At 66.0% G+C, this 17,813-nt stretch carries 20 protein-coding genes and 1 pseudogene; 18 read left to right on the top strand and 3 right to left on the bottom strand.

The window, feature by feature from the left end; genetic code table 11:
* The 12 genes and pseudogenes from tuf to rpsQ all read left to right on the top strand — a co-directional run.
* A pseudogene (gene tuf, locus FVE89_RS21300) lies at positions 1-210 on the top strand (elongation factor Tu); the annotation flags it as partial.
* Between the two features lie 81 nt (positions 211-291).
* On the top strand, positions 292-600 hold the full coding sequence (rpsJ, locus tag FVE89_RS21295; protein ID WP_043351245.1) for a 30S ribosomal protein S10: 309 nt from the start codon (positions 292-294) through the stop codon (positions 598-600).
* A 51-nt stretch (positions 601-651) separates the two neighbouring features.
* The gene (rplC, locus tag FVE89_RS21290) at positions 652-1,377 is read left to right on the top strand and encodes a 50S ribosomal protein L3 (protein WP_160536268.1); all 726 of its coding nucleotides are present in this window, start codon (positions 652-654) and stop codon (positions 1,375-1,377) included.
* Complete coding sequence (gene rplD, locus FVE89_RS21285; RefSeq protein WP_160536267.1) at positions 1,377-1,997, top strand: 50S ribosomal protein L4; 621 nt, start codon at positions 1,377-1,379, stop codon at positions 1,995-1,997. Before rplC ends, rplD begins: the two co-directional genes overlap by 1 nt.
* Positions 1,994-2,290, top strand: coding sequence for a 50S ribosomal protein L23 (locus FVE89_RS21280; RefSeq protein ID WP_020094257.1), 297 nt, complete (start codon positions 1,994-1,996; stop codon positions 2,288-2,290). The genes rplD and FVE89_RS21280 overlap by 4 nt, the downstream gene beginning before the upstream one ends.
* 25 nt (positions 2,291-2,315) lie before the next feature.
* Positions 2,316-3,152 carry a 50S ribosomal protein L2 gene (gene rplB, locus FVE89_RS21275; protein ID WP_020094256.1) on the top strand — a complete coding sequence of 279 codons (837 nt, stop codon included), beginning with the start codon at positions 2,316-2,318 and terminating at the stop codon, positions 3,150-3,152.
* 5 nt (positions 3,153-3,157) lie between these two features.
* On the top strand, positions 3,158-3,436 hold the full coding sequence (rpsS, locus tag FVE89_RS21270; protein WP_012319190.1) for a 30S ribosomal protein S19: 279 nt from the start codon (positions 3,158-3,160) through the stop codon (positions 3,434-3,436).
* A 1-nt stretch (position 3,437) separates the two neighbouring features.
* Positions 3,438-3,824: a 50S ribosomal protein L22 gene (gene rplV, locus FVE89_RS21265; protein ID WP_012319191.1), complete on the top strand. Its 387-nt coding sequence runs from the start codon at positions 3,438-3,440 to the stop codon at positions 3,822-3,824.
* 10 nt (positions 3,825-3,834) lie between these two features.
* Entirely contained in the window at positions 3,835-4,581 is a 747-nt protein-coding gene (gene rpsC, locus FVE89_RS21260) for a 30S ribosomal protein S3 (RefSeq protein ID WP_012319192.1), read from the top strand.
* A gap of 11 nt (positions 4,582-4,592) precedes the next feature.
* Positions 4,593-5,006, top strand: a complete 414-nt coding sequence (rplP, locus tag FVE89_RS21255) for a 50S ribosomal protein L16 (protein WP_012319193.1) — start codon at positions 4,593-4,595, stop codon at positions 5,004-5,006.
* A gap of 12 nt (positions 5,007-5,018) precedes the next feature.
* Complete coding sequence (gene rpmC, locus FVE89_RS21250; protein ID WP_020094255.1) at positions 5,019-5,234, top strand: 50S ribosomal protein L29; 216 nt, start codon at positions 5,019-5,021, stop codon at positions 5,232-5,234.
* 21 nt (positions 5,235-5,255) lie between these two features.
* Positions 5,256-5,522 (top strand): 30S ribosomal protein S17, encoded by a 267-nt coding sequence (gene rpsQ / locus FVE89_RS21245; protein ID WP_160536266.1) that lies wholly within the window; start codon positions 5,256-5,258, stop codon positions 5,520-5,522.
* A 404-nt stretch (positions 5,523-5,926) separates the two neighbouring features.
* Here the strand turns inward: rpsQ and FVE89_RS21240 are convergent, their stop codons facing one another.
* Together FVE89_RS21240 and FVE89_RS21235 are read right to left on the bottom strand one after the other, a co-directional pair.
* Positions 5,927-6,595: a TetR/AcrR family transcriptional regulator gene (locus tag FVE89_RS21240; protein WP_246731085.1), complete on the bottom strand. Its 669-nt coding sequence runs from the start codon at positions 6,593-6,595 to the stop codon at positions 5,927-5,929.
* A 35-nt stretch (positions 6,596-6,630) separates the two neighbouring features.
* The gene (locus FVE89_RS21235; protein ID WP_210254066.1) at positions 6,631-6,861 is read right to left on the bottom strand and encodes a hypothetical protein; all 231 of its coding nucleotides are present in this window, start codon (positions 6,859-6,861) and stop codon (positions 6,631-6,633) included.
* A 531-nt stretch (positions 6,862-7,392) separates the two neighbouring features.
* On the opposite strand from FVE89_RS21235, the gene FVE89_RS21230 reads away from it, so the two are divergent.
* The 6 genes from FVE89_RS21230 (at position 7,393) to FVE89_RS21205 (ending at position 16,280) form a co-directional block, all read left to right on the top strand.
* Positions 7,393-7,671, top strand: a complete 279-nt coding sequence (locus tag FVE89_RS21230; RefSeq protein ID WP_160536263.1) for a hypothetical protein — start codon at positions 7,393-7,395, stop codon at positions 7,669-7,671.
* A gap of 165 nt (positions 7,672-7,836) precedes the next feature.
* Positions 7,837-9,912: an FUSC family protein gene (locus FVE89_RS21225; RefSeq protein WP_160536262.1), complete on the top strand. Its 2,076-nt coding sequence runs from the start codon at positions 7,837-7,839 to the stop codon at positions 9,910-9,912.
* 277 nt (positions 9,913-10,189) lie between these two features.
* On the top strand, positions 10,190-12,556 hold the full coding sequence (locus FVE89_RS21220) for an FdhF/YdeP family oxidoreductase (protein WP_160536261.1): 2,367 nt from the start codon (positions 10,190-10,192) through the stop codon (positions 12,554-12,556).
* A gap of 66 nt (positions 12,557-12,622) precedes the next feature.
* A complete protein-coding gene (locus FVE89_RS21215; protein WP_160536260.1) occupies positions 12,623-12,913 on the top strand; it encodes a cytochrome ubiquinol oxidase subunit I in 291 nt (96 codons plus the stop codon).
* Positions 12,914-13,367: 454 nt separating this feature from the next.
* Positions 13,368-14,237 (top strand): helix-turn-helix domain-containing protein, encoded by an 870-nt coding sequence (locus tag FVE89_RS21210; protein ID WP_160536259.1) that lies wholly within the window; start codon positions 13,368-13,370, stop codon positions 14,235-14,237.
* Positions 14,238-14,354: 117 nt separating this feature from the next.
* Positions 14,355-16,280, top strand: a complete 1,926-nt coding sequence (locus FVE89_RS21205) for an autotransporter domain-containing protein (protein ID WP_160536258.1) — start codon at positions 14,355-14,357, stop codon at positions 16,278-16,280.
* Positions 16,281-16,484: 204 nt separating this feature from the next.
* Here FVE89_RS21205 and recA read toward each other — a convergent pair whose 3' ends face one another.
* Positions 16,485-17,576, bottom strand: a complete 1,092-nt coding sequence (recA, locus tag FVE89_RS21200; RefSeq protein ID WP_160536257.1) for a recombinase RecA — start codon at positions 17,574-17,576, stop codon at positions 16,485-16,487.
* Positions 17,577-17,813: the final 237 nt, after the last annotated feature.

The raw sequence follows: 17,813 nt of genomic DNA, 5'->3' as shown, positions 1-17,813 counted from the left end.
AACTACCGGCCGCAGTTCTACTTCCGGACGACGGACGTGACCGGGATCTGCACGCTGCCGGAGGGCACCGAGATGGTGATGCCGGGCGACAGCGTGACCATGGACGTGGCGCTGATCGTGCCGGTGGCCATGGAGGAGAAGCTGCGCTTCGCCATCCGCGAGGGCGGCCGCACGGTCGGTGCCGGCGTCGTCGCCGCCATCAACGACTGAAGCTCGGGCAAGCATCCTTAGCAGGGCGCGGCGGGGTGAAAGCCTCGCGTACCCCGCCGTCCCTCTCAAGGTCCTAGGAACATGAACGGTCAGAACATCCGTATCCGCCTGAAGGCGTTCGATCACCGCATCCTCGACGCGTCGACCAAGGAGATCGTCTCCACGGCCCGGCGCACCGGCGCGACCATCCGGGGCCCGATCCCGCTGCCGACGCATATCGAGAAGTTCACCGTGAACCGCTCGCCGCACATCGACAAGAAGTCGCGCGAGCAGTTCGAGATGCGCACGCACAAGCGCGTGCTCGATATCGTCGATCCGACGCCGCAGACCGTGGACGCGCTGATGAAGCTCGACCTCGCCGCCGGCGTGGACGTGGAGATCAAGCTCTGAGTCCGCTGAGGACTTAGAGCTTACCGTTTCATCGCGCGAGGGAGAGAACCTATGCGCTCAGGCGTCATCGCACAGAAGGTCGGCATGACCCGCGTCTTTACGGACGCGGGGGAGCATGTCCCCGTCACCGTGCTCAAGATCGATCAGTGCCAGGTGGTGGCCCACCGCACCGTCGAGAAGAACGGCTACGTCGCGCTGCAGGTCGGCGTCGGCAAGGCCAAGGTCAAGAACGTGTCCCGTGCCGAGCGCGGCCGCTTCGCGGTCGCCAAGGTCGAGCCGAAGAAGAAGCTCGCCGAGTTCCGCGTGTCCGAGGACGCGCTGATCCCGGTCGGCGCCGAGATCACCGCGGACCACTTCATCCCCGGCCAGTTCGTGGATGTCACCGGCACCACGACCGGTAAGGGCTTCGCCGGCGGTATCAAGCGCTGGAACTTCGGCGGCCTGCGCGCCACCCACGGCGTGTCGATCTCGCACCGCTCGATCGGTTCGACCGGCGGCCGTCAGGACCCGGGCAAGACCTTCAAGAACAAGAAGATGCCGGGTCACCTCGGCGTCGAGCGGGTCACGACCCAGAACCTGCGCGTCGTGCGCACCGATCCCGAGCGCGGCCTGATCCTGGTCGAGGGCGCGGTGCCGGGCGTGGCCGGCGGCTGGATCCAGATCCGCGACGCGGTGAAGCGCAAGCTCCCCGCCGATGTTCCGCTGCCGGGCAAGTTCCGTGAGAACGGCGCCTCCACCCCGGCCCCCGAGGCCCCTGCGGCTGAGGAGACCGCGTGATGAAGCTCGATGTCAAAACCCTCGACGGGGCAGGTGCCGGCTCGGTCGAGCTGAACGAAGAGATCTTCGGCCTGGAGCCGCGCGCCGACCTGCTGCAGCGCATGGTCCGCTGGCAGCTCGCCAAGCGGCGCGCCGGCACCCACGCCGTGCAGAACCGCTCGGACGTGAACCGGACCCGCAAGAAGGCCTACAAGCAGAAGGGCACCGGTAACGCCCGCCACGGCGCGGCCTCGGCGCCGCAGTTCCGCGGCGGCGGACGCGCCTTCGGCCCGGTCGTGCGCGACCACAGCCACGACCTGCCCAAGAAGGTCCGTGCGCTGGCCCTGCGCCACGCCCTGTCGGCCAAGGCCAAGGCCTCGACCCTGATCGTCGTCGACGACATCAAGATCGAGGATCACAAGACCAAGGGTCTCGTCGAGCGCTTCGGCAAGATGGGCCTCTCGAACGCGCTGATCATCGGCGGTGCCGAGGTCGACGTGAATTTCGGCCGGGCCGCCCGCGCCATCCCGCAGATCGACGTGCTGCCCGTGCAGGGCATCAACGTCTACGACATCCTGCGCCGCGACACGCTCGTCCTGACGAAGGCTGCCGTCGACGCGCTGGAGGAGCGTTTCAAATGAGTGCCGATCCGCGCCACTACGACATCGTCGTCTCCCCGGTGATCACCGAGAAGGCGACGAACCTGACCGAGCAGAACAAGGTGGTCTTCCGCGTCGCCCCCAAGGCGACCAAGCCTCAGATCAAGGAGGCCGTCGAGAAGCTGTTCGACGTGAAGGTCACGGCCGTGAACACCCTTGTCACCAAGGGTAAGAAGAAGATTTTCCGCGGCCTCCGCGGACAGCGCTCCGACGTGAAGAAGGCGATCGTGACCCTGGCCGAGGGCCACTCGATCGACGTCACGACCGGGCTCTGAGGACGGGATTTAGGGATCCAAGCCGATGGCCTTGAAGACATTCAAACCGGTCACGCCGAGCCTGCGCCAGCTCGTGCTCGTCGACCGCCGTGAGCTCTACAAGGGCAAGCCGGTGAAGGCGCTGACGGAGGGCAAGTCGTCCTCCGGCGGCCGCAACAATCTCGGCCGCATCACCGTCCGCTTCCGCGGCGGCGGCCACAAGCGCGTGCTGCGCAACGTCGACTTCAAGCGTCGCGAGCAGCTCGGCGTCGCCGCGACCGTGGAGCGGATCGAGTACGATCCGAACCGCACGGCCTTCATCGCGCTGATCAACTTCCCCGACGGGAAGCAGAGCTACATCCTGGCCCCCCAGCGCCTGCAGCCGGGCGACAAGGTGGTGGCCGGCGAGAGCGTCGACATCAAGCCGGGCAATGCCGCTCCGGTCGGCTCGATGCCGGTGGGCACGATCGTCCACAATGTCGAGCTGAAGATCGGCAAGGGCGGCGCGATCGCCCGCTCGGCCGGCAACTACGCGCAGATCGTGGGCCGCGACCAGGGCTACGTGACGCTCCGCCTGAACTCGGGCGAGCAGCGCCTGGTCCACGGCCAGTGCTTCGCCAGCGTCGGCGCGGTCTCGAATCCGGACCACATGAACATCTCGCTCGGCAAGGCCGGGCGCAACCGTTGGCTCGGCAAGCGCCCGCACAACCGCGGCGTGGCGATGAACCCGGTCGACCATCCGCACGGCGGCGGCGAGGGTCGCACCTCGGGCGGCCGCAACCCGGTCACGCCCTGGGGCGTGCCCACCAAGGGGAAGAAGACCCGGTCCAACAAGCGGACCGACGTGTTCATCCTGTCCAGCCGCCACAACCGCAAGAAGTAATCGCTATGGCACGCTCTCTCTGGAAGGGGCCGTTCGTCGACGGCTACCTCTTCAAGAAGGCCGAGGCGGCGCGGGGCTCCTCGCGCTCCGAGGTCATCAAGATCTGGAGCCGCCGCTCCACGATCCTCCCGCAGTTCGTCGGGCTCACCTTCGGTGTGCACAACGGGCAGAAGCACATCCCGGTCTACGTCACCGAGGAGATGGTCGGGCACAAGTTCGGCGAGTTCTCGCCGACCCGCACCTTCCCGGGCCACGCGGCCGACAAGAAGGCGAAGAGGCGCTGAGATGGGCAAGCAAGCCACCCCCCGCGCGCTCCCCGAGAACGAGGCGAAGGCCGTCGCGCGCATGCTGCGCGTCAGCCCGCAGAAGCTCAACCTCGTGGCGCAGATGATCCGCGGCAAGAAGGTCGACACGGCGCTGGCCGAGCTCCAGTTCTCCCGCAAGCGCATCTCGACCGAGGTCAAGAAGTGCCTCGAGAGCGCCATCGCCAACGCCGAGAACAACCACGACCTGGATGTCGACGACCTCGTCGTCTCCCAGGCCTTCGTGGGCAAGGCGCTGGTTCTCAAGCGCTTCCACGCCCGCGCCCGCGGCCGCGGCGCGCGCATCCTGAAGCCCTTCTCGAACCTCACCATCGTGGTTCGCGAAGTCCGCCAGGCCGAAGCGGCTTGAGGAGGATCTGATGGGCCAGAAAGTCAACCCGATCGGTCTCCGGCTCGGCATCAACCGGACCTGGGATTCCCGCTGGTTCGCCAACAAGGGCGACTACGCGAAGCTCATGCACGAGGACGTCGCGATCCGCGCCGCCCTCATGAAGCAGCTCAAGCAGGCGGCGGTCTCCAAGATCGTCATCGAGCGTCCGCACCGGAAGTGCCGCGTCACCATCCACTCGGGTCGTCCGGGCGTGGTGATCGGCAAGAAGGGCGCGGATATCGAGAAGCTGCGCAAGCTCGTCGGCACCATGACCAAGGCCGACGTGACCATCAACATCGTCGAGGTGCGCAAGCCCGAGATCGACGCCACCCTGGTGGCCGACTCGATCGCCCAGCAGCTCGAGCGCCGCGTCGCCTTCCGGCGCGCCATGAAGCGGGCCGTGCAGTCGGCCATGCGTCTGGGCGCCGAGGGCATCCGGATCAACTGCTCGGGCCGCCTCGGCGGCGCCGAGATCGCCCGCCAGGAATGGTACCGCGAGGGCCGCGTCCCGCTGCACACGCTGCGCGCCGACGTGGACTACGGCACCGCCACGGCGTTCACGACCTACGGCACCTGCGGCATCAAGGTGTGGGTGTTCAAGGGCGAGATCCTTGAGCACGACCCGATGGCCCAGGACAAGAAGGCCCAGGAAGAGGGCGGCCGCTCCGGCGGACGCCGTGAGCGCGATGGCGAGGGCGGCCGCGAGCGCGGACGCCGCGAGCGCGAGCACGCGTAAGGTAGGAAGCCATGCTGCAACCGAAAAAGACCCGCTTCCGCAAGCAGTTCAAGGGCCGCATCCACGGTGCGGCCAAGGGCGGCTTCGAGCTGAACTTCGGCCAGTTCGGCCTGAAGGCGGTGGAGCCCGAGCGCGTCACCGCCCGCCAGATCGAGGCGGCCCGCCGCGCGATCACCCGCGAGATGAAGCGCCAGGGCCGTGTCTGGATCCGGGTGTTCCCGGACGTCCCGGTCTCCTCGAAGCCGACCGAGGTCCGCATGGGCTCCGGTAAGGGCGCCCCGGATTATTGGGCGGCTCGGGTCCATCCCGGCCGGATCATGTTCGAGGTCGACGGCGTTGCCGAGAACATCGCCAAGGAGGCGCTCCGCCTCGGCGCCGCGAAGCTTCCGATCCGTACGCGGGTCGTCCAGCGCATCGCCGACTGAACGGAGGATATCGTGAAGTCGACCCAGAGACTGTCTGATCTGAAGGCGCTGTCGCCGGATCAGCTGAATGACGAGCTGATCAACCTCAAGAAGGAGCAGTTCAACCTGCGCTTCCAGGGGGCCACCGGCCAGCTCGAGAACGTCGCCCGCGTCCGCGAGGTCCGCCGCGACATCGCCCGCGTCCGGACTCTGCAGCGTTCCAAGACGCTGCAGCAGGCCAAGGGCTGAGGCGGGTTATAGGAGACAACCATGCCGAAGCGCATCCTGCAGGGCACCGTCGTCAGCGACAAGGGTGAGAAGACCATCGTGGTGAAGGTGGAGCGCCGCTTCACGCACCCGGTGATGAAGAAGACCGTGCGCCGGTCGAAGAACTACCACGCGCACGACGAGGGCAACGTCGCCAAGGTCGGCCAGACGGTGTTCATCGAGGAGTGCCGTCCGTTCTCGAAGACCAAGACCTGGAAGCTGGTCGAGGGCGACGCGGCGGTCCAGACCGAGGCCGGCGAGGCCGCTTGATCCGCGGAGCGGGTCGGGGTTGCCGAACCCTGGCACCCGGGTGGCCGGCAACGAGCTCGAACGACGGGATGTGGGAGCCTCGCGGCAACGCGGGGCTTTCGCGTTTCTGCGGCCCTGGTGAACTGGCTGCGAGACCTCGATCGGCGCCGATGCGGGCAGGCTAAGCGCAATCGGGGTGAGGCCCGCAACGCGCTGGCGCGATTGTCCTCTGCCTGTCGGGCGCGTTGCGCGACCGCACGGTCGAGAACCCGGCCGACCGCGGCGTCGATCCCATTCTGTTGCGGCACATCGCGCCACTCGGCTGGGCGCATCGCGCGCTCAAGGGTGATGAGACCGCGAACGCCCACGACCCGCCGGCACTGCGGTCATCCTGCTCGTGCGGTGCCCGCAGGGTCGGCGCCGCCTTATCCGAAGATATAGGTCGAGAGCAGGCGTTTGGTTTCGTCGAGGATTGCCTCGCGCTGGTGCGGATCCGGCTGCGCCAGGGCCATCCCGAGGAGATGGCCTTCGACTTCTGCGGCAAGACGCAGTCGAAAATCCAATTCGGGCGTGTCTTGCATCCCGAGCCCCTCAACCAAGTGGCGCTTGATCATCGCGGTGGCGGTCTGACCGAGGTGACCGCGCAGGCTCGGCGTTTCGCCATCATCCCGGTGGCTGCAGAAGACGAGGGTGCGGAGATCCGGATGGGCCTCCAGATAAGCCGCGGCGGCGTTGACGAGGCGAGCGATCAAAGCCGGCCCGTTGGCCGCCAGTAGCCCGGGCGCGATCTCCTGCCGAAGCGCCGCTTCGAAGGCCTCGAAGCGCTCCGCGGCAAGTGCATCGACCAGCGCCTCCTTGTCGGGGAAGAAGCGGTAGAGGGCACCGACCGAGACGCCGGCCTCTCGGGCGATCTGCGCGGTCGTCAGGCGATGGGGCGGGATTCCGCGCCCGAGCAGACGGGCCGCAGCAGCGTTGATTCTGCCCACCGTCGCGGCGCTGCGATCCTGGGTGGGACTACGTCGCACCGGATGCGCATCGGCATCTGTCGGCTCGCCGGTGGGCGTGCGGTCCGTCCGAGAAGCTTCTGAGGCCATGGGGTGCACCCGCGCGGGGAAAGCTTAGCGAAATCTCATACAAAACGCGACGCATCCTTCGCGTTCCAGGCAAGGCCGTCGGCGCGTGAAAGCGGCTCGTCCAACCGCGATGCCTCTGATCTGCCTCTAGAAATGGCGCCGGATTCGCAGTTCGTGCTGCGAAGGCGCAGCGAGCCGCCAACGACAATGCATGCGCTAATTGCATGTCTGAACACAAAAAACATCGACACCTCGGTTTTTTGCATTTCAAGTGCGATGGCGCACATCGGCGCATTCAAGCTCGGCGTATAGCCTCTCTCGCACCCGCAAGAGTTCAACTGTTGAACTTTTCGGAGGTCATGAAGAGGCTTAGTAGAGTCATGCGTGTCTGCAGCATAGTATCCGCCGTATCGATCTGTGCGCTTCTTAGCGCACCTGTGTCTGCCGACGAGTACCATGTCCTTGGTCAAAATCGGCACGACGGCGTGCCTTCCATCGTGGCAGTGCGAAGTGCGGCCATTGGAACCTCGTACGCTGCCCTCTCAGGTGGATATTTGGGGCGCAATACAACGGTTCTTCCTATTCAATCACTTGGCGTGCGCTCGGTCGATACATCGGCGAAGGAAGGGAATGCTGAGCATCCGAACTTTCTCGTACCGAATTACGGCTCGACGTCCGGGGGGCCGGCTTACTGATCGATGACCCGTTCCCGTCCCGGCAGGGCGTCCGGGGCACCGCAGCGCTTCGGAGCGCCCGGGTCCAACGGGAGCACGCTCGCGTCGCCCATCCCATCACCCGCGAACAACAAGGATAGGACAATGACCCACCGCATCACCGCCGCCGCAAGCCTGCTGGCTGCGAGCCTCGTCGCCTCGGGCTCGGCCGCCTTCGCTGAGGACACCCGCGTGCTCAACGTCTGGGGCGCCCATATCGAAGTGCCGGCCTCACGTCCCGGTGGCCTGTTCGGCAGCCTGAGCCCGGACGCCGTTGCGCCGTCCGATTCGGGTTACGCAGCGCTCAAGGCCGGCCGAGCGCCTTCCACCGCCGGCTACACCGCAGGCCGGACTGCGCGGCATGCCGGCGCAGCGGCCGAGTAAATCCCGGCGGATCCCGAACATGTGGCGGCGGGGCATCGGCCCCGCTGCTGCGCGCTTGGCGATCCCCGCAGACGGCCAACCACTTTCCTTACTCGTACCCCAACGGATGCCGCTTGCCCGGCGCGTCTTGCGGATGGCTGCGCCAACATTTCGGAATCGACGGACGTGTGGATCCCTGGCTGGCGCGAATGGGCCTTCTCGGCCAAGACCTGTGGTGCGGCGCTCCTCGCTCTCCTGATCGCGTTGTGGGCCGATCTGTCCCGGCCCTACTGGGCCGTCGCGACGGTCTATATCGTCACCCAGCCGCTCTCGGGTGCAACCCGCTCCAAGGGTGTCTACCGGATCTTCGGCACGCTAGTGGGGGTGGTGGCAACCATCGCGCTCCTGCCGAATCTCGTCAACGCTCCCGAGCTTCTCGTCCTCGCCATCGCGCTCTGGGTCGCGCTCTGCCTCTATCTCGCGCTGCTCGACCGAACGCCGCGGGCCTATCTGTTCATGCTGTCCGGCTACACGGTGGCGCTGATCGGCTTCCCCGCCGTCGAAGAGCCTGGCACGATCTTCGACACCGCCGTGGCGCGTGCCGAGGAGATCTGCCTCGGCATCGTCTGCGCGACGCTCGTGTCGAGCCTCGTCCTGCCGCAGCCGGTCGGCCCGGCCGTCTCCGCACGGATCGACGCGTGGCTGCAGGAGGCCGGCCTCTGGACCTCTGAGGTTCTGTCCAGCCACGGAGCGGATCCCGGCGTGCGCGCGCAGCGCCTGCGCCTCGCGGTCGATGCGGCGGAGATCGACGCCCTCACGACCCATCTGGGTTTCGATGATGGTGGCAAGCGGGTCGTGCCGTGGTTGCGGATCCTGCATGGCCGCATGCTGATGCTGTTGCCGATCCTGTCCTCCCTGGCGGACAGGATCGCCGCCCTGCGCGCGCGCGGAGAGCTCTCGGACGAGATCGAGGATATCCTGCGCCGGGTGGAAGCCTGGTCCCGTGCGGAGGCACCACCGGCAGAGGAAGCCCATCTGCTCCGGAGCCTGATCGCAGGGGCCGACGGGCCGATCGGCCGCGGCGCCACCTGGAACGACCTTCTGCGCGCCAGCCTGCTGCAGCGCCTCAAGGCCTTCGTCGAGATTTCCGCCGATTGCCGGCTGCTGCGCGCGCACATCGCCCGTGGCGGCGGCCCGCTCCGGCAACCGCTCGCGTGGCGCAGCGAGTTCAATGCCGTTGCGCGGCACCGCGACCACGGCATGGCCCTCCGTTCGGCTCTCAGCGCATTTCTGACGATCCTGGTCTGCGCCGCCTTCTGGATCGCGACGGAGTGGCCGGACGGCGCGACCGCCGCGCTGATGGCCGCGATGGTCTGCTGTCTCTTCGCCACGCAGGACGACCCCGCCCCCACGATCCTGTCGTTCGCCCACTGGTCGACCGTCGCGGCGATCGGCGCGGTCGTGCTGCAATTCGCGGTTCTGCCGCGCGTTCAGGATTTCGAGACGCTCGCCTACGTGCTGGCCGTGCCCCTTCTGCTCTGCGGCCTCCTGATGGCACGGCCCAAGACGGCCCATGCGGGCATCGCCGTCGGCTTGAACGGCCCCCTGCTGCTCGCTCTTCAGGAGACCTACTCGGCCGACCTGGCCGCCCTGGCCAATACCGCGCTCGCGCTCATCGGCGGCCTCTGGGTCGCGGCTCTGATGACCCGGCTCGTGCGCTCGGTGGGAGCCGAGCAGAGTGCGATGCGGCTCCTGCGGGCGGGCCGAGCAGCCCTGGCTGACGCCGCCCAGTACCGCGGGCGCGGCGACCGCGCCGTCTTCGCGGCCCTGATGCTTGATCGCCTGTGCCTGCTGGTCCCGCGCTTGGCCGCCGCGGCTCCGGACAGCCCCGTACGGAAAGTCGATAGCCTCGCGCAGATGCGTACGGGCATGAACATCGTCGTGATCCGCCGAGCCCGGCACACGCTGCCCACACCGTGTGTCGCGGCCGTCGATGCGGTCCTGGATTCCGTGGCGCGCCAGTTCCGCGCCCCGGACGCGCCGCCAGATCAGGACCTGCGGCACCGGATCGATGCGGCCCTCGCTCTGATCGTCGGCACGGCGGGTGGCGATGGGCGCAGGGCCGCGCTCCTCGGGCTGACCGGCCTGCGCCAGAGCCTCTTCCCGGACGCGCCGCCCTACAGCGCTGATGAGCCAAGTGGTGCGGCGGCGCGGAGGGCTGCATCCGCGGCGAAGGCCGGTCCGGCCTCGGTTGCGGCTTAGAAGCGGCCTTCAAGAGATGATGACGCGAACGCAAAGCTTGGGCTCAACGCACGATGGCAGAGTGGTGCTCCGACCACCCTAAGTGAGATGAAAAAGAAACTATCGCGGCCTGAAAGATAACGCCGGCCATAGATAGATATTGCCGCTGCCTATGTCCGGGCGGTCAAGTAGATCTTGCCAAAGACAGCGTTTCGGTGAAACATTTTGCGGTGCAGCACGTTGTCCAGTGCAGGCAGCCTAGCCTCGACGTCGACGACCTACTGAACGGGATAGCTAGATGTCACAGCCCAAATCGCATGCAGCACACGCCCCGGCCGGGGGATGGGGCGCCCTGAACGCGGTCGAGACGCATCTCAAGCGGCAGGACATCCTGCTGCGCGGAAATCGCGCCCTTCTGTCCATGAACAAGCATGGCGGATTCGATTGCCCGAGCTGTGCGTGGGGGGATGCCAAGCCGCCACACGCGTTCGAATATTGTGAGAACGGCGCCAAGGCTGTCGCCTGGGAGGCGACCCGCAAGCGGACGACGCCGGAATTCTTCGCGCAACATACGGTCGAGGAGCTCAAGACCTGGACGGATCACGAGCTTGAGGGCCAAGGCCGTCTCACCACGCCGATGCGGTACGACCCGAAGACCGACACGTATCGCCCGGTCTCGTGGGCGGATGCATTTCGCGATATCGGACGCACACTGCAGGGGCTCGATCCGCGAAGGGTCGAATTCTACACCTCGGGTCACGCGTCCAACGAGGCCGCGTTCCTCTGGCAATTGTTCGGCCGTCTGTTCGACACCAACAACTTTCCTGACTGTTCGAACATGTGCCACGAGACCACCACGGTGGCGCTGCCCGAGAGCATCGGGGTCGGCAAGGGGACGACCACCCTCGACGACCTCGACATGTGCGATGCGATCTTCATCTTCGGGCACAATCCTGGAACCAACGCGCCCCGCATGATGGGGCACCTGCATGCCTTGGCCCGGCGCGGCGTGCCGATCGTCAGTTTCAACCCGCTCAAGGAGCGCGCGCTGGTCGCCTTCGCGAATCCGCAGAGCCCGGTCGAGATGCTGACAGGCTCCGGCCAGACGATCAGCTCCCAATTCCACCAGCTGCGGACGGGCGGGGACATCGCGGCCGTCCAGGGCATGTGCAAGGTGATCATCGCCGCCGACGACGCCGCGAAGGCCGCGGGGCGGACGCGCGTGATCGACGTCGATTTCGTCGAGCAACACACCCACGGCTTCGAGGCCTTTGCGGATTATGTCCGGGCTTTGCCGTGGGAGCGCATCGAGCGCTACAGCGGATTGTCGCGCGGCGAGATCGCGCGTGCGGCCGAGGTCTACATGAAAGCCGAGCGCGTCATCTTTGCCTGGGGCATGGGCATCACCCAGCACCGGCGCGGCGGCGATGCCATGCAGCAGCTGATCAACATGCTGCTCCTGCGCGGCAACATCGGCAAGCCCGGAGCCGGCCCCTTCCCGATCCGCGGGCATTCCAACGTGCAGGGCGACCGCACGATGGGCATCTACCAGAAACCCGGCGAGGAATTTCTGAAGCGGCTCGGCAAGGTCTTCGGGTTCGAGCCGCCGCGCGCCCCCGGCCATGACGTCGCGGAATGTTGCGAAGCGATCCTGCGCGAGGAGGTGGACGCCTTTCTGGCGCTGGGCGGCAATTTCTTCCGCGCCATTCCCGATATCGACCGCGTCGGCGCCTGTGTGCCGAAGGTGAAACTCACGGTCTATATGGCGACGAAGCTCAATCGTTCGCACCTCACCCATGGGCAGGACTCCTACATCCTCCCGGTCCTCGGCCGGACCGAACGGGATCTGCAGAACGGCAAACCCCAGACGATCACGGTCGAGGACACCTGCTCCATGGTCCACGGCTCGACCGGGCTGCTCACGCCCGCCAGCGAGGACCTGAAATCGGAGATCGCCATCGTGGCAGGCCTCGCCAAGGCGACGGTCGGCGGTCGCGGCAACGTCGATTGGGACGCGATGGTCGGCGACTACGCCCTGATCCGCGACAAGATCGAGGAGACGTTCCCGGATCAATTCTTCGATTACAATCGGAGGATCGAGACGCCCGGCGGCTTCCGGCTCTACAACGCGGCGAGCGAGCGGGTGTGGAACACACCGACCGGCAAGGCCAACTTCCTGTTCAAGGACGGCCTGATCGACGAGGACGACGATACGCCCGACAGCCCGCACTTCCAGCTGATGACGCTGCGCAGCCACGATCAGTTCAACACGACGGTCTACTCGAACAACGACCGCTACCGGGGCATCGTCAACGAGCGCATGGTCGTGTTCATGAATGCGCGCGACATCGAGGCTCTCAAGCTTCAGGAGGGCGCGCAGATCCAGTTCACGGCGGTCACCAATGACGGGATTACGCGAAGCGTGAGCGGCTTCCGCGTCGTCCCCTTCGACGTGCCGCCCGGCTGCTGTGCGGCCTACTACCCGGAAACCAATGGTTTGCTGGCCCTGTCGCACCGCGACGAGCGGAGCAATACGCCGGCGGCCAAGTCGGTACCGGTGACCATCACGGCGGTTCAGCCCGCTGCGCCGGTCCGCGACACCCCGGACGGTTCTGAGCACGCTCGGGATCGGACGGACGAGCCGGTCTCCGTCGAGCTGGTCTGAGGAACGGCCGAAGAAGGATCGTATCCGCGGCGATCGACGCATCGGCGCCCGCAGTTCGGGTTCACGGTGGCGTTCCACACCGTGTTCCCGGTCTCCTCCATCGGGCGGGCGCGTGCTGTGTCCTCGGACGGCTTACGATATGCGCCCGGCCTTCTTCCTGGGGGCCGGGCGCAGCTCGGCGTCATGCTGTCCGGCATGAGCAAGGCCGGCACGCGCCTGCACGTCCGCGCCACGTCCATGGTCGCAACCGGCGCCGTCTCGGCGTTCCGGATCCTGTCCGTCCATGCCCGGGTGCGGACGCTGCAGGGTTGCGCGACCGACGCCGCCGGCCAGGTCGTGCCGGCCGACGGGTTGTGACTTCGATCGCTCTTCTGCACTGATTATCGGCCGTCCCCGTCGCCCTGGATCGTGGATACCGATGAGGTGTGTGCCCGGTGCCGAGGGCCGTGCGGCGACCGCTCAGGCGGTCGCGACAGCAAGGCTGGCGGGTGTGGCGGGCTGGCCCTCTCGTGCGGTGACGCCCTCACGCCGTTCATGCGCCTCTGCACCAGCTCATTGTTTGGGCATCAGTTTTTCCAGACACGGCTGAGGCCTCCGACCGGATCGATGCACGAGGGTCCGCGACGAACCGGATATTTCAATGCGCCGAAGAGGCGACCCTCGAAGAGCAGATCGCCCGGACGGAATTGGGGTGGTTGTTACAGTATCCGCCGGATCACCGACGACAACCCTCAGGAGTCGCATTAAGCAACCCGGAACGCGCCGTCTCTGGCGCCGCGTCAAATACCGTAAGGGCCCTGGCGAGGAGGCCATGTCCAAGCTTGCTCATGCCCAGCGGCGATGGTCGTGGCTTTCTGAATATCCGAGGCTGCTCTCGTCCAGCGCCGGGGCCGGATGGCGTGGATTTGAATTCCAAGAAATTGAGTCGCCGGAGAACGGCACCTTCGATGCCAAGCCCCATCCCCGTAAATCGATCATGCTCTCGCAAATCTGTGGCCCCATGAAGGTCCGATACGGCGGAACGAAAAAGCCCTTTATCGATGTTTTGCCTTATCCACACTTGTCACGTCCTGACGAGCGCTGCTTTGGCGCTTGGCAAGGAGCACAGCGCGGGCTGCACCTTTTCATCGAGGTAGAAACCTTCGAGCGGTTCAACCAGCAGCCCTTTTTCCCCGATACGCTCCCTGAACTCGCTGGGCCGAACCCAAGTATCGAACATCTCTTACGTGTCCTGCACTTCGATGTGCAGAACGGCCATCCGAGTGGCCCGCTGCTCGGGGAGTCGATCCTGGCCGCCCTGCTCCGTGAGCTGCTGGCCCGCAATGCTGCCCTGTCCAACACGCCCAAGCGCGTGGAGCTGTCGCGAGGGGAGTTCGACCGTGTCCGTGAATGGATCGATGCGAATTTGGCTCAGCCATTCAGCTTGGAGGACCTTGCCAGAGAGGTCGGCGTCAGTTTGAGGCACCTGCAGCGTGCCTTTCCTGCTGCAACGGGCGTCTCCCCCTACCGATACATCATGATGCAGCGCGTAGATCGCGCGCGGAGCTTGATCCAAGCGAGTCGACTCAGCCTGTCCGAGATCGCGACGACGACCGGCTTCTGCGACCAGGCCCATATGGCTAACACCTTCCGCAAGCTGCTGAATGTGTCGCCGTCACATTTTGGCAACATGCGGAAATAGTTGGCTCCTGAGCCGCTCATTCCTGGCGGAATTGTCCAAACTGGCGGAATTTTACAAGACGCGCGTGCAGGACCCGATTTAGCGTTTCCCAAAGAAAAAATGAGGAGACGCGGGTCTATGAAGGGGCAGCTCAAGTTCGCGCTTGTACTGACGTCGGCACTCGTCGGCGCATCCAGCGCTGTGGCACAGCAGGGTTATTACACCAGTTACTACGGCTTCGGCGACAGCCTGACCGACAACGGCCGTATTCTCCGGGAGACAGGCTACAGCCCGACCGGGACAGTCAATACGCTCCTGGGTGTGAAGCTCTACGAGGGCGGCCGCTGGTCGAATGCGCCAGGTTACTTCGAGCAGATCCCAGCGCGGATCGGGACCCCCTATGTCGCCGGTAACGACTACGCGATCGGTGGCGCTCAAGCAGTCCACCAAAATCCGGACCCGCTCTTTTCGCCGTTCTACTCCTGGGGCGTGCCCGATCAGATCGATCAGTTCGTCGCGCGCGGCGGCCATTTCGGGCCGCGCGATCTCGTCACCCTGTGGATCGGCTATAACGACCTCACGCAGCTTCCGACTGCCGGTTCCGCCGAGGTTCGAGCCGCCGGCGTCACTGCGATCCTGAACAACAACGTCACCGCCCTCAATCGCCTCGTCGGCCTCGGCGCGCGCGAGCTCCTGGTCTTCAACCAGCAGACTTTTCGCGCCACCAACAGTGACTTGGCGCAGTCATTCAACGTCCAGTTTCCAACGTATCTGCAGCAGTTCACCAATCAAGGTTTCAACGTCCACTATTTCGACCTCGACGCCCTCACCACCCGGCTGAGGGCCAACCCGACGGCGTTCGGCTATATCCCGCAGGCGGCGACCGGCAGTTGCCTGACGGATCCAGCCTGCGCGTCGGTCGGCTACACGAAACCCGCGGTGGAGAACCAGTACATTTCGGTTGAGGGCATACACCTCACCGCCCGCACGAATGGGTATATCGCCGCGTTCGTGTCCAACCAGCTGAACGCACCCCTGACGATCGGTCCCCAGGGCGACCTCGGCCAGAGTGCCGGCCTTGCGTTCTCCTCGACCCTGATCGACTTCCTCAGCGCCGAGCGTCGCCGCAACATGGCGATGTCAGTGCCGGCGATGTACAGCGCCGACCTTCCCGGCAAGGCACCGCCTCCCGTCACCGTCCCGGTGCAGGTCGGCAGCCCGCTTTCGCTGTTCGCCCTCGGGACCTACGTGAACACCCAACGCAACGTGCAGAACCGCGCCGGGGCCAGCTACGGCAACACCTACGATGCGGATTTCGGCGGTGTCACCGCCGGTCTGCTGTACCAAGCCACGCCCAACCTCGTGCTCGGCGCCGCGTTCAATTATCTCAACACCAGTGTCGACCTGCGCGGTCTGAGCCATGGCCGGATCGACATGGACAGCTTCCAGGGCGCAGGCTTCGCTTCGCTGTCGTTCCCTAACTTCTTCGCCGATGGCGTGGTTACCTACGGTCACAACTTCTACAGCCTCGATCGGCCGGGTGTGTTCAACGACCGCCTCTCCGCCTCGCCGGGTGGCGACACCGTCACGGTGGCGGCCCGGACGGGCTACCTGTTCGATTTCGGCACCTTCCGGGCCGGCCCGGTGGGCGAAATGGCCTACGCCCATGTGAGCGTGGACCCGTACCGTGAAAGCGGCGACACGCTGCTGACCATCGGCGTCAAGCGTCAGAACCTGGATGGCCTGACGGCCGGCGGCGGCGTCCAGATCCGCACCGTGGCGCCCCTGTTCGGCGGCATCGTCAGCCCCTTCCTGAACATCACCGCGCAGCACGATTTCCTCGATGGGGTGCGCACGGTGACCTCGTTCCAGACTTACGCGCCAACTCTGCTGATCCGCACGCAGACCGGTCGCGTCAGCGACGACGTGTACGGCCGCGTATCGGGCGGCCTCGACCTCGATTTCGGCAACGGCCTGAGCGGCGTGCTCACCGGCTCGACCAGCTTCGCTCGTTCAGGCGGTGATGATCACACCGTGAGTGCCGGCCTTCGCTACCGCTTCTGAGACACGGGTCCGGGACGGGACGGCCCATCCTGGGAACCCTTCCTGAAGCAGGAACGGGTTTGCCACGATGGCTTTGCCGAGGCAGGGCGATCCTGTGCCGAGGCCACAAAAAACCCTCCCGTGATCTTTGGATCGCGGGAGGGGATCTCTTTTTGCTCGATCATGGGCCGAACGAGCATTCCGGCCGGCCCATGCAGATCTGGCTTACGCCTCGCCCTCGTCGAGATCGTCCGCGGTCGGCGCCGCGTTCTCCAGGATCTTCTCGGCGACGAGACCCGAATTCTGCCGGATCGAACCCTCGATCTCGGCGGCGATCTTCGGGTTGTCGCGCAGGAAACCCTTCGCGTTCTCGCGGCCCTGGCCGAGGCGCTGGCTGTTATACGAGAACCAGGCGCCGGATTTCTCGACGATGCCGGCCTTCACGCCGAGATCGATCAGCTCGCCGACCTTCGACACGCCCTCGCCGAACATGATGTCGAACTCGACCTGCTTGAACGGCGGGGCGACCTTGTTCTTCACCACCTTCACGCGGACCTGATTGCCGATCGCCTCGTCGCGGTCCTTCAGGGTCGAGATGCGGCGGATGTCGAGGCGGACCGAGGCGTAGAACTTCAGGGCGTTGCCGCCCGTGGTGGTCTCGGGGCTGCCGTACATCACGCCGATCTTCATCCGGATCTGGTTGATGAAGATCACCATGCAGTTCGAGCGCGAGATCGAGCCGGTCAGCTTGCGCAGGGCCTGGCTCATCAGGCGGGCCTGGAGGCCGGGCTGGCTCTCGCCCATCTCGCCCTCGATCTCGGCCCGCGGGGTGAGCGCGGCCACCGAATCGACCACCAGCACGTCGATGGCGCCGGAGCGCACCAGCGTATCGGTGATCTCGAGCGCCTGCTCGCCCGTGTCGGGCTGCGAGATCAGCAGGTCGTCGAGGTTGACGCCGAGCTTGCGGGCATAGACCGGATCGAGGGCGTGCTCGGCATCCACGAAGGCGCAGACGCCGCCCTTCTTCTGGGCCTCCGCGATCGTGTGGAGGGCCAGCGTGGTCTTGCCGGACGATTCGGGGCCGTAGATCTCGATCACGCGGCCGCGGGGCAGGCCGCCGACGCCGAGCGCGATGTCGAGGCCGAGCGAGCCCGTGGAGATGGTCTCGACCTCCTGCACCTTGTCGGTCTTGCCGAGCCGCATGATCGAGCCCTTGCCGAAGGCGCGCTCGATCTGAGACAGGGCGGCGTCGATCGCCTTGGACTTGTCCTTGTCCACGGGGGGCATGTCGACCACTTTCAATGCGGGCTGGGCCATCTGGCGGGCTCCTTATGAAGGGGTTGGGCGCCATTCACAACGCGCGTCAACACCCGCTTGATGTACCTGTTTTGTTCTCGTTGGGCAAGAGCGCGGGGGCGTTGTTGCGGTGCGTTTTGCGGGCCGATCCGACCGGTGCCTCGTGGCGGGGCGGGATATGGCGGCCACGCCGCCCCGCAGGCCCGGCGTCGCGGACTGGTCAAAGGTGGCGTCGGTTCCGAAGGATGAAGCTTGCGG

The organism is Methylobacterium sp. 2A (assembly GCF_009806555.1).
GTDB lineage: Bacteria > Pseudomonadota > Alphaproteobacteria > Rhizobiales > Beijerinckiaceae > Methylobacterium.
This window is presented reverse-complemented; position numbering and strand designations above follow the sequence as displayed.

Bases quoted from the DNA above. Each gene is read 5' to 3' on its own strand.
- FVE89_RS21280 (WP_020094257.1), top strand. From the start codon at position 1,994: ATGAGTGCCGATCCGCGCCACTACGACATCGTCGTCTCCCCGGTGATC.
- FVE89_RS21240 (WP_246731085.1), bottom strand. From the start codon at position 6,595: ATGGCCTCAGAAGCTTCTCGGACGGACCGCACGCCCACCGGCGAGCCG.
- FVE89_RS21230 (WP_160536263.1), top strand. From the start codon at position 7,393: ATGACCCACCGCATCACCGCCGCCGCAAGCCTGCTGGCTGCGAGCCTC.
- FVE89_RS21235 (WP_210254066.1), bottom strand. From the start codon at position 6,861: ATGTGCGCCATCGCACTTGAAATGCAAAAAACCGAGGTGTCGATGTTT.
- FVE89_RS21220 (WP_160536261.1), top strand. From the start codon at position 10,190: ATGTCACAGCCCAAATCGCATGCAGCACACGCCCCGGCCGGGGGATGG.
- rpsJ (WP_043351245.1), top strand. From the start codon at position 292: ATGAACGGTCAGAACATCCGTATCCGCCTGAAGGCGTTCGATCACCGC.
- rplP (WP_012319193.1), top strand. From the start codon at position 4,593: ATGCTGCAACCGAAAAAGACCCGCTTCCGCAAGCAGTTCAAGGGCCGC.
- FVE89_RS21210 (WP_160536259.1), top strand. From the start codon at position 13,368: ATGTCCAAGCTTGCTCATGCCCAGCGGCGATGGTCGTGGCTTTCTGAA.
- rpsS (WP_012319190.1), top strand. From the start codon at position 3,158: ATGGCACGCTCTCTCTGGAAGGGGCCGTTCGTCGACGGCTACCTCTTC.
- FVE89_RS21205 (WP_160536258.1), top strand. From the start codon at position 14,355: ATGAAGGGGCAGCTCAAGTTCGCGCTTGTACTGACGTCGGCACTCGTC.
- rplC (WP_160536268.1), top strand. From the start codon at position 652: ATGCGCTCAGGCGTCATCGCACAGAAGGTCGGCATGACCCGCGTCTTT.
- recA (WP_160536257.1), bottom strand. From the start codon at position 17,576: ATGGCCCAGCCCGCATTGAAAGTGGTCGACATGCCCCCCGTGGACAAG.
- rplV (WP_012319191.1), top strand. From the start codon at position 3,438: ATGGGCAAGCAAGCCACCCCCCGCGCGCTCCCCGAGAACGAGGCGAAG.
- rplB (WP_020094256.1), top strand. From the start codon at position 2,316: ATGGCCTTGAAGACATTCAAACCGGTCACGCCGAGCCTGCGCCAGCTC.
- rpsQ (WP_160536266.1), top strand. From the start codon at position 5,256: ATGCCGAAGCGCATCCTGCAGGGCACCGTCGTCAGCGACAAGGGTGAG.
- rpsC (WP_012319192.1), top strand. From the start codon at position 3,835: ATGGGCCAGAAAGTCAACCCGATCGGTCTCCGGCTCGGCATCAACCGG.
- rplD (WP_160536267.1), top strand. From the start codon at position 1,377: ATGAAGCTCGATGTCAAAACCCTCGACGGGGCAGGTGCCGGCTCGGTC.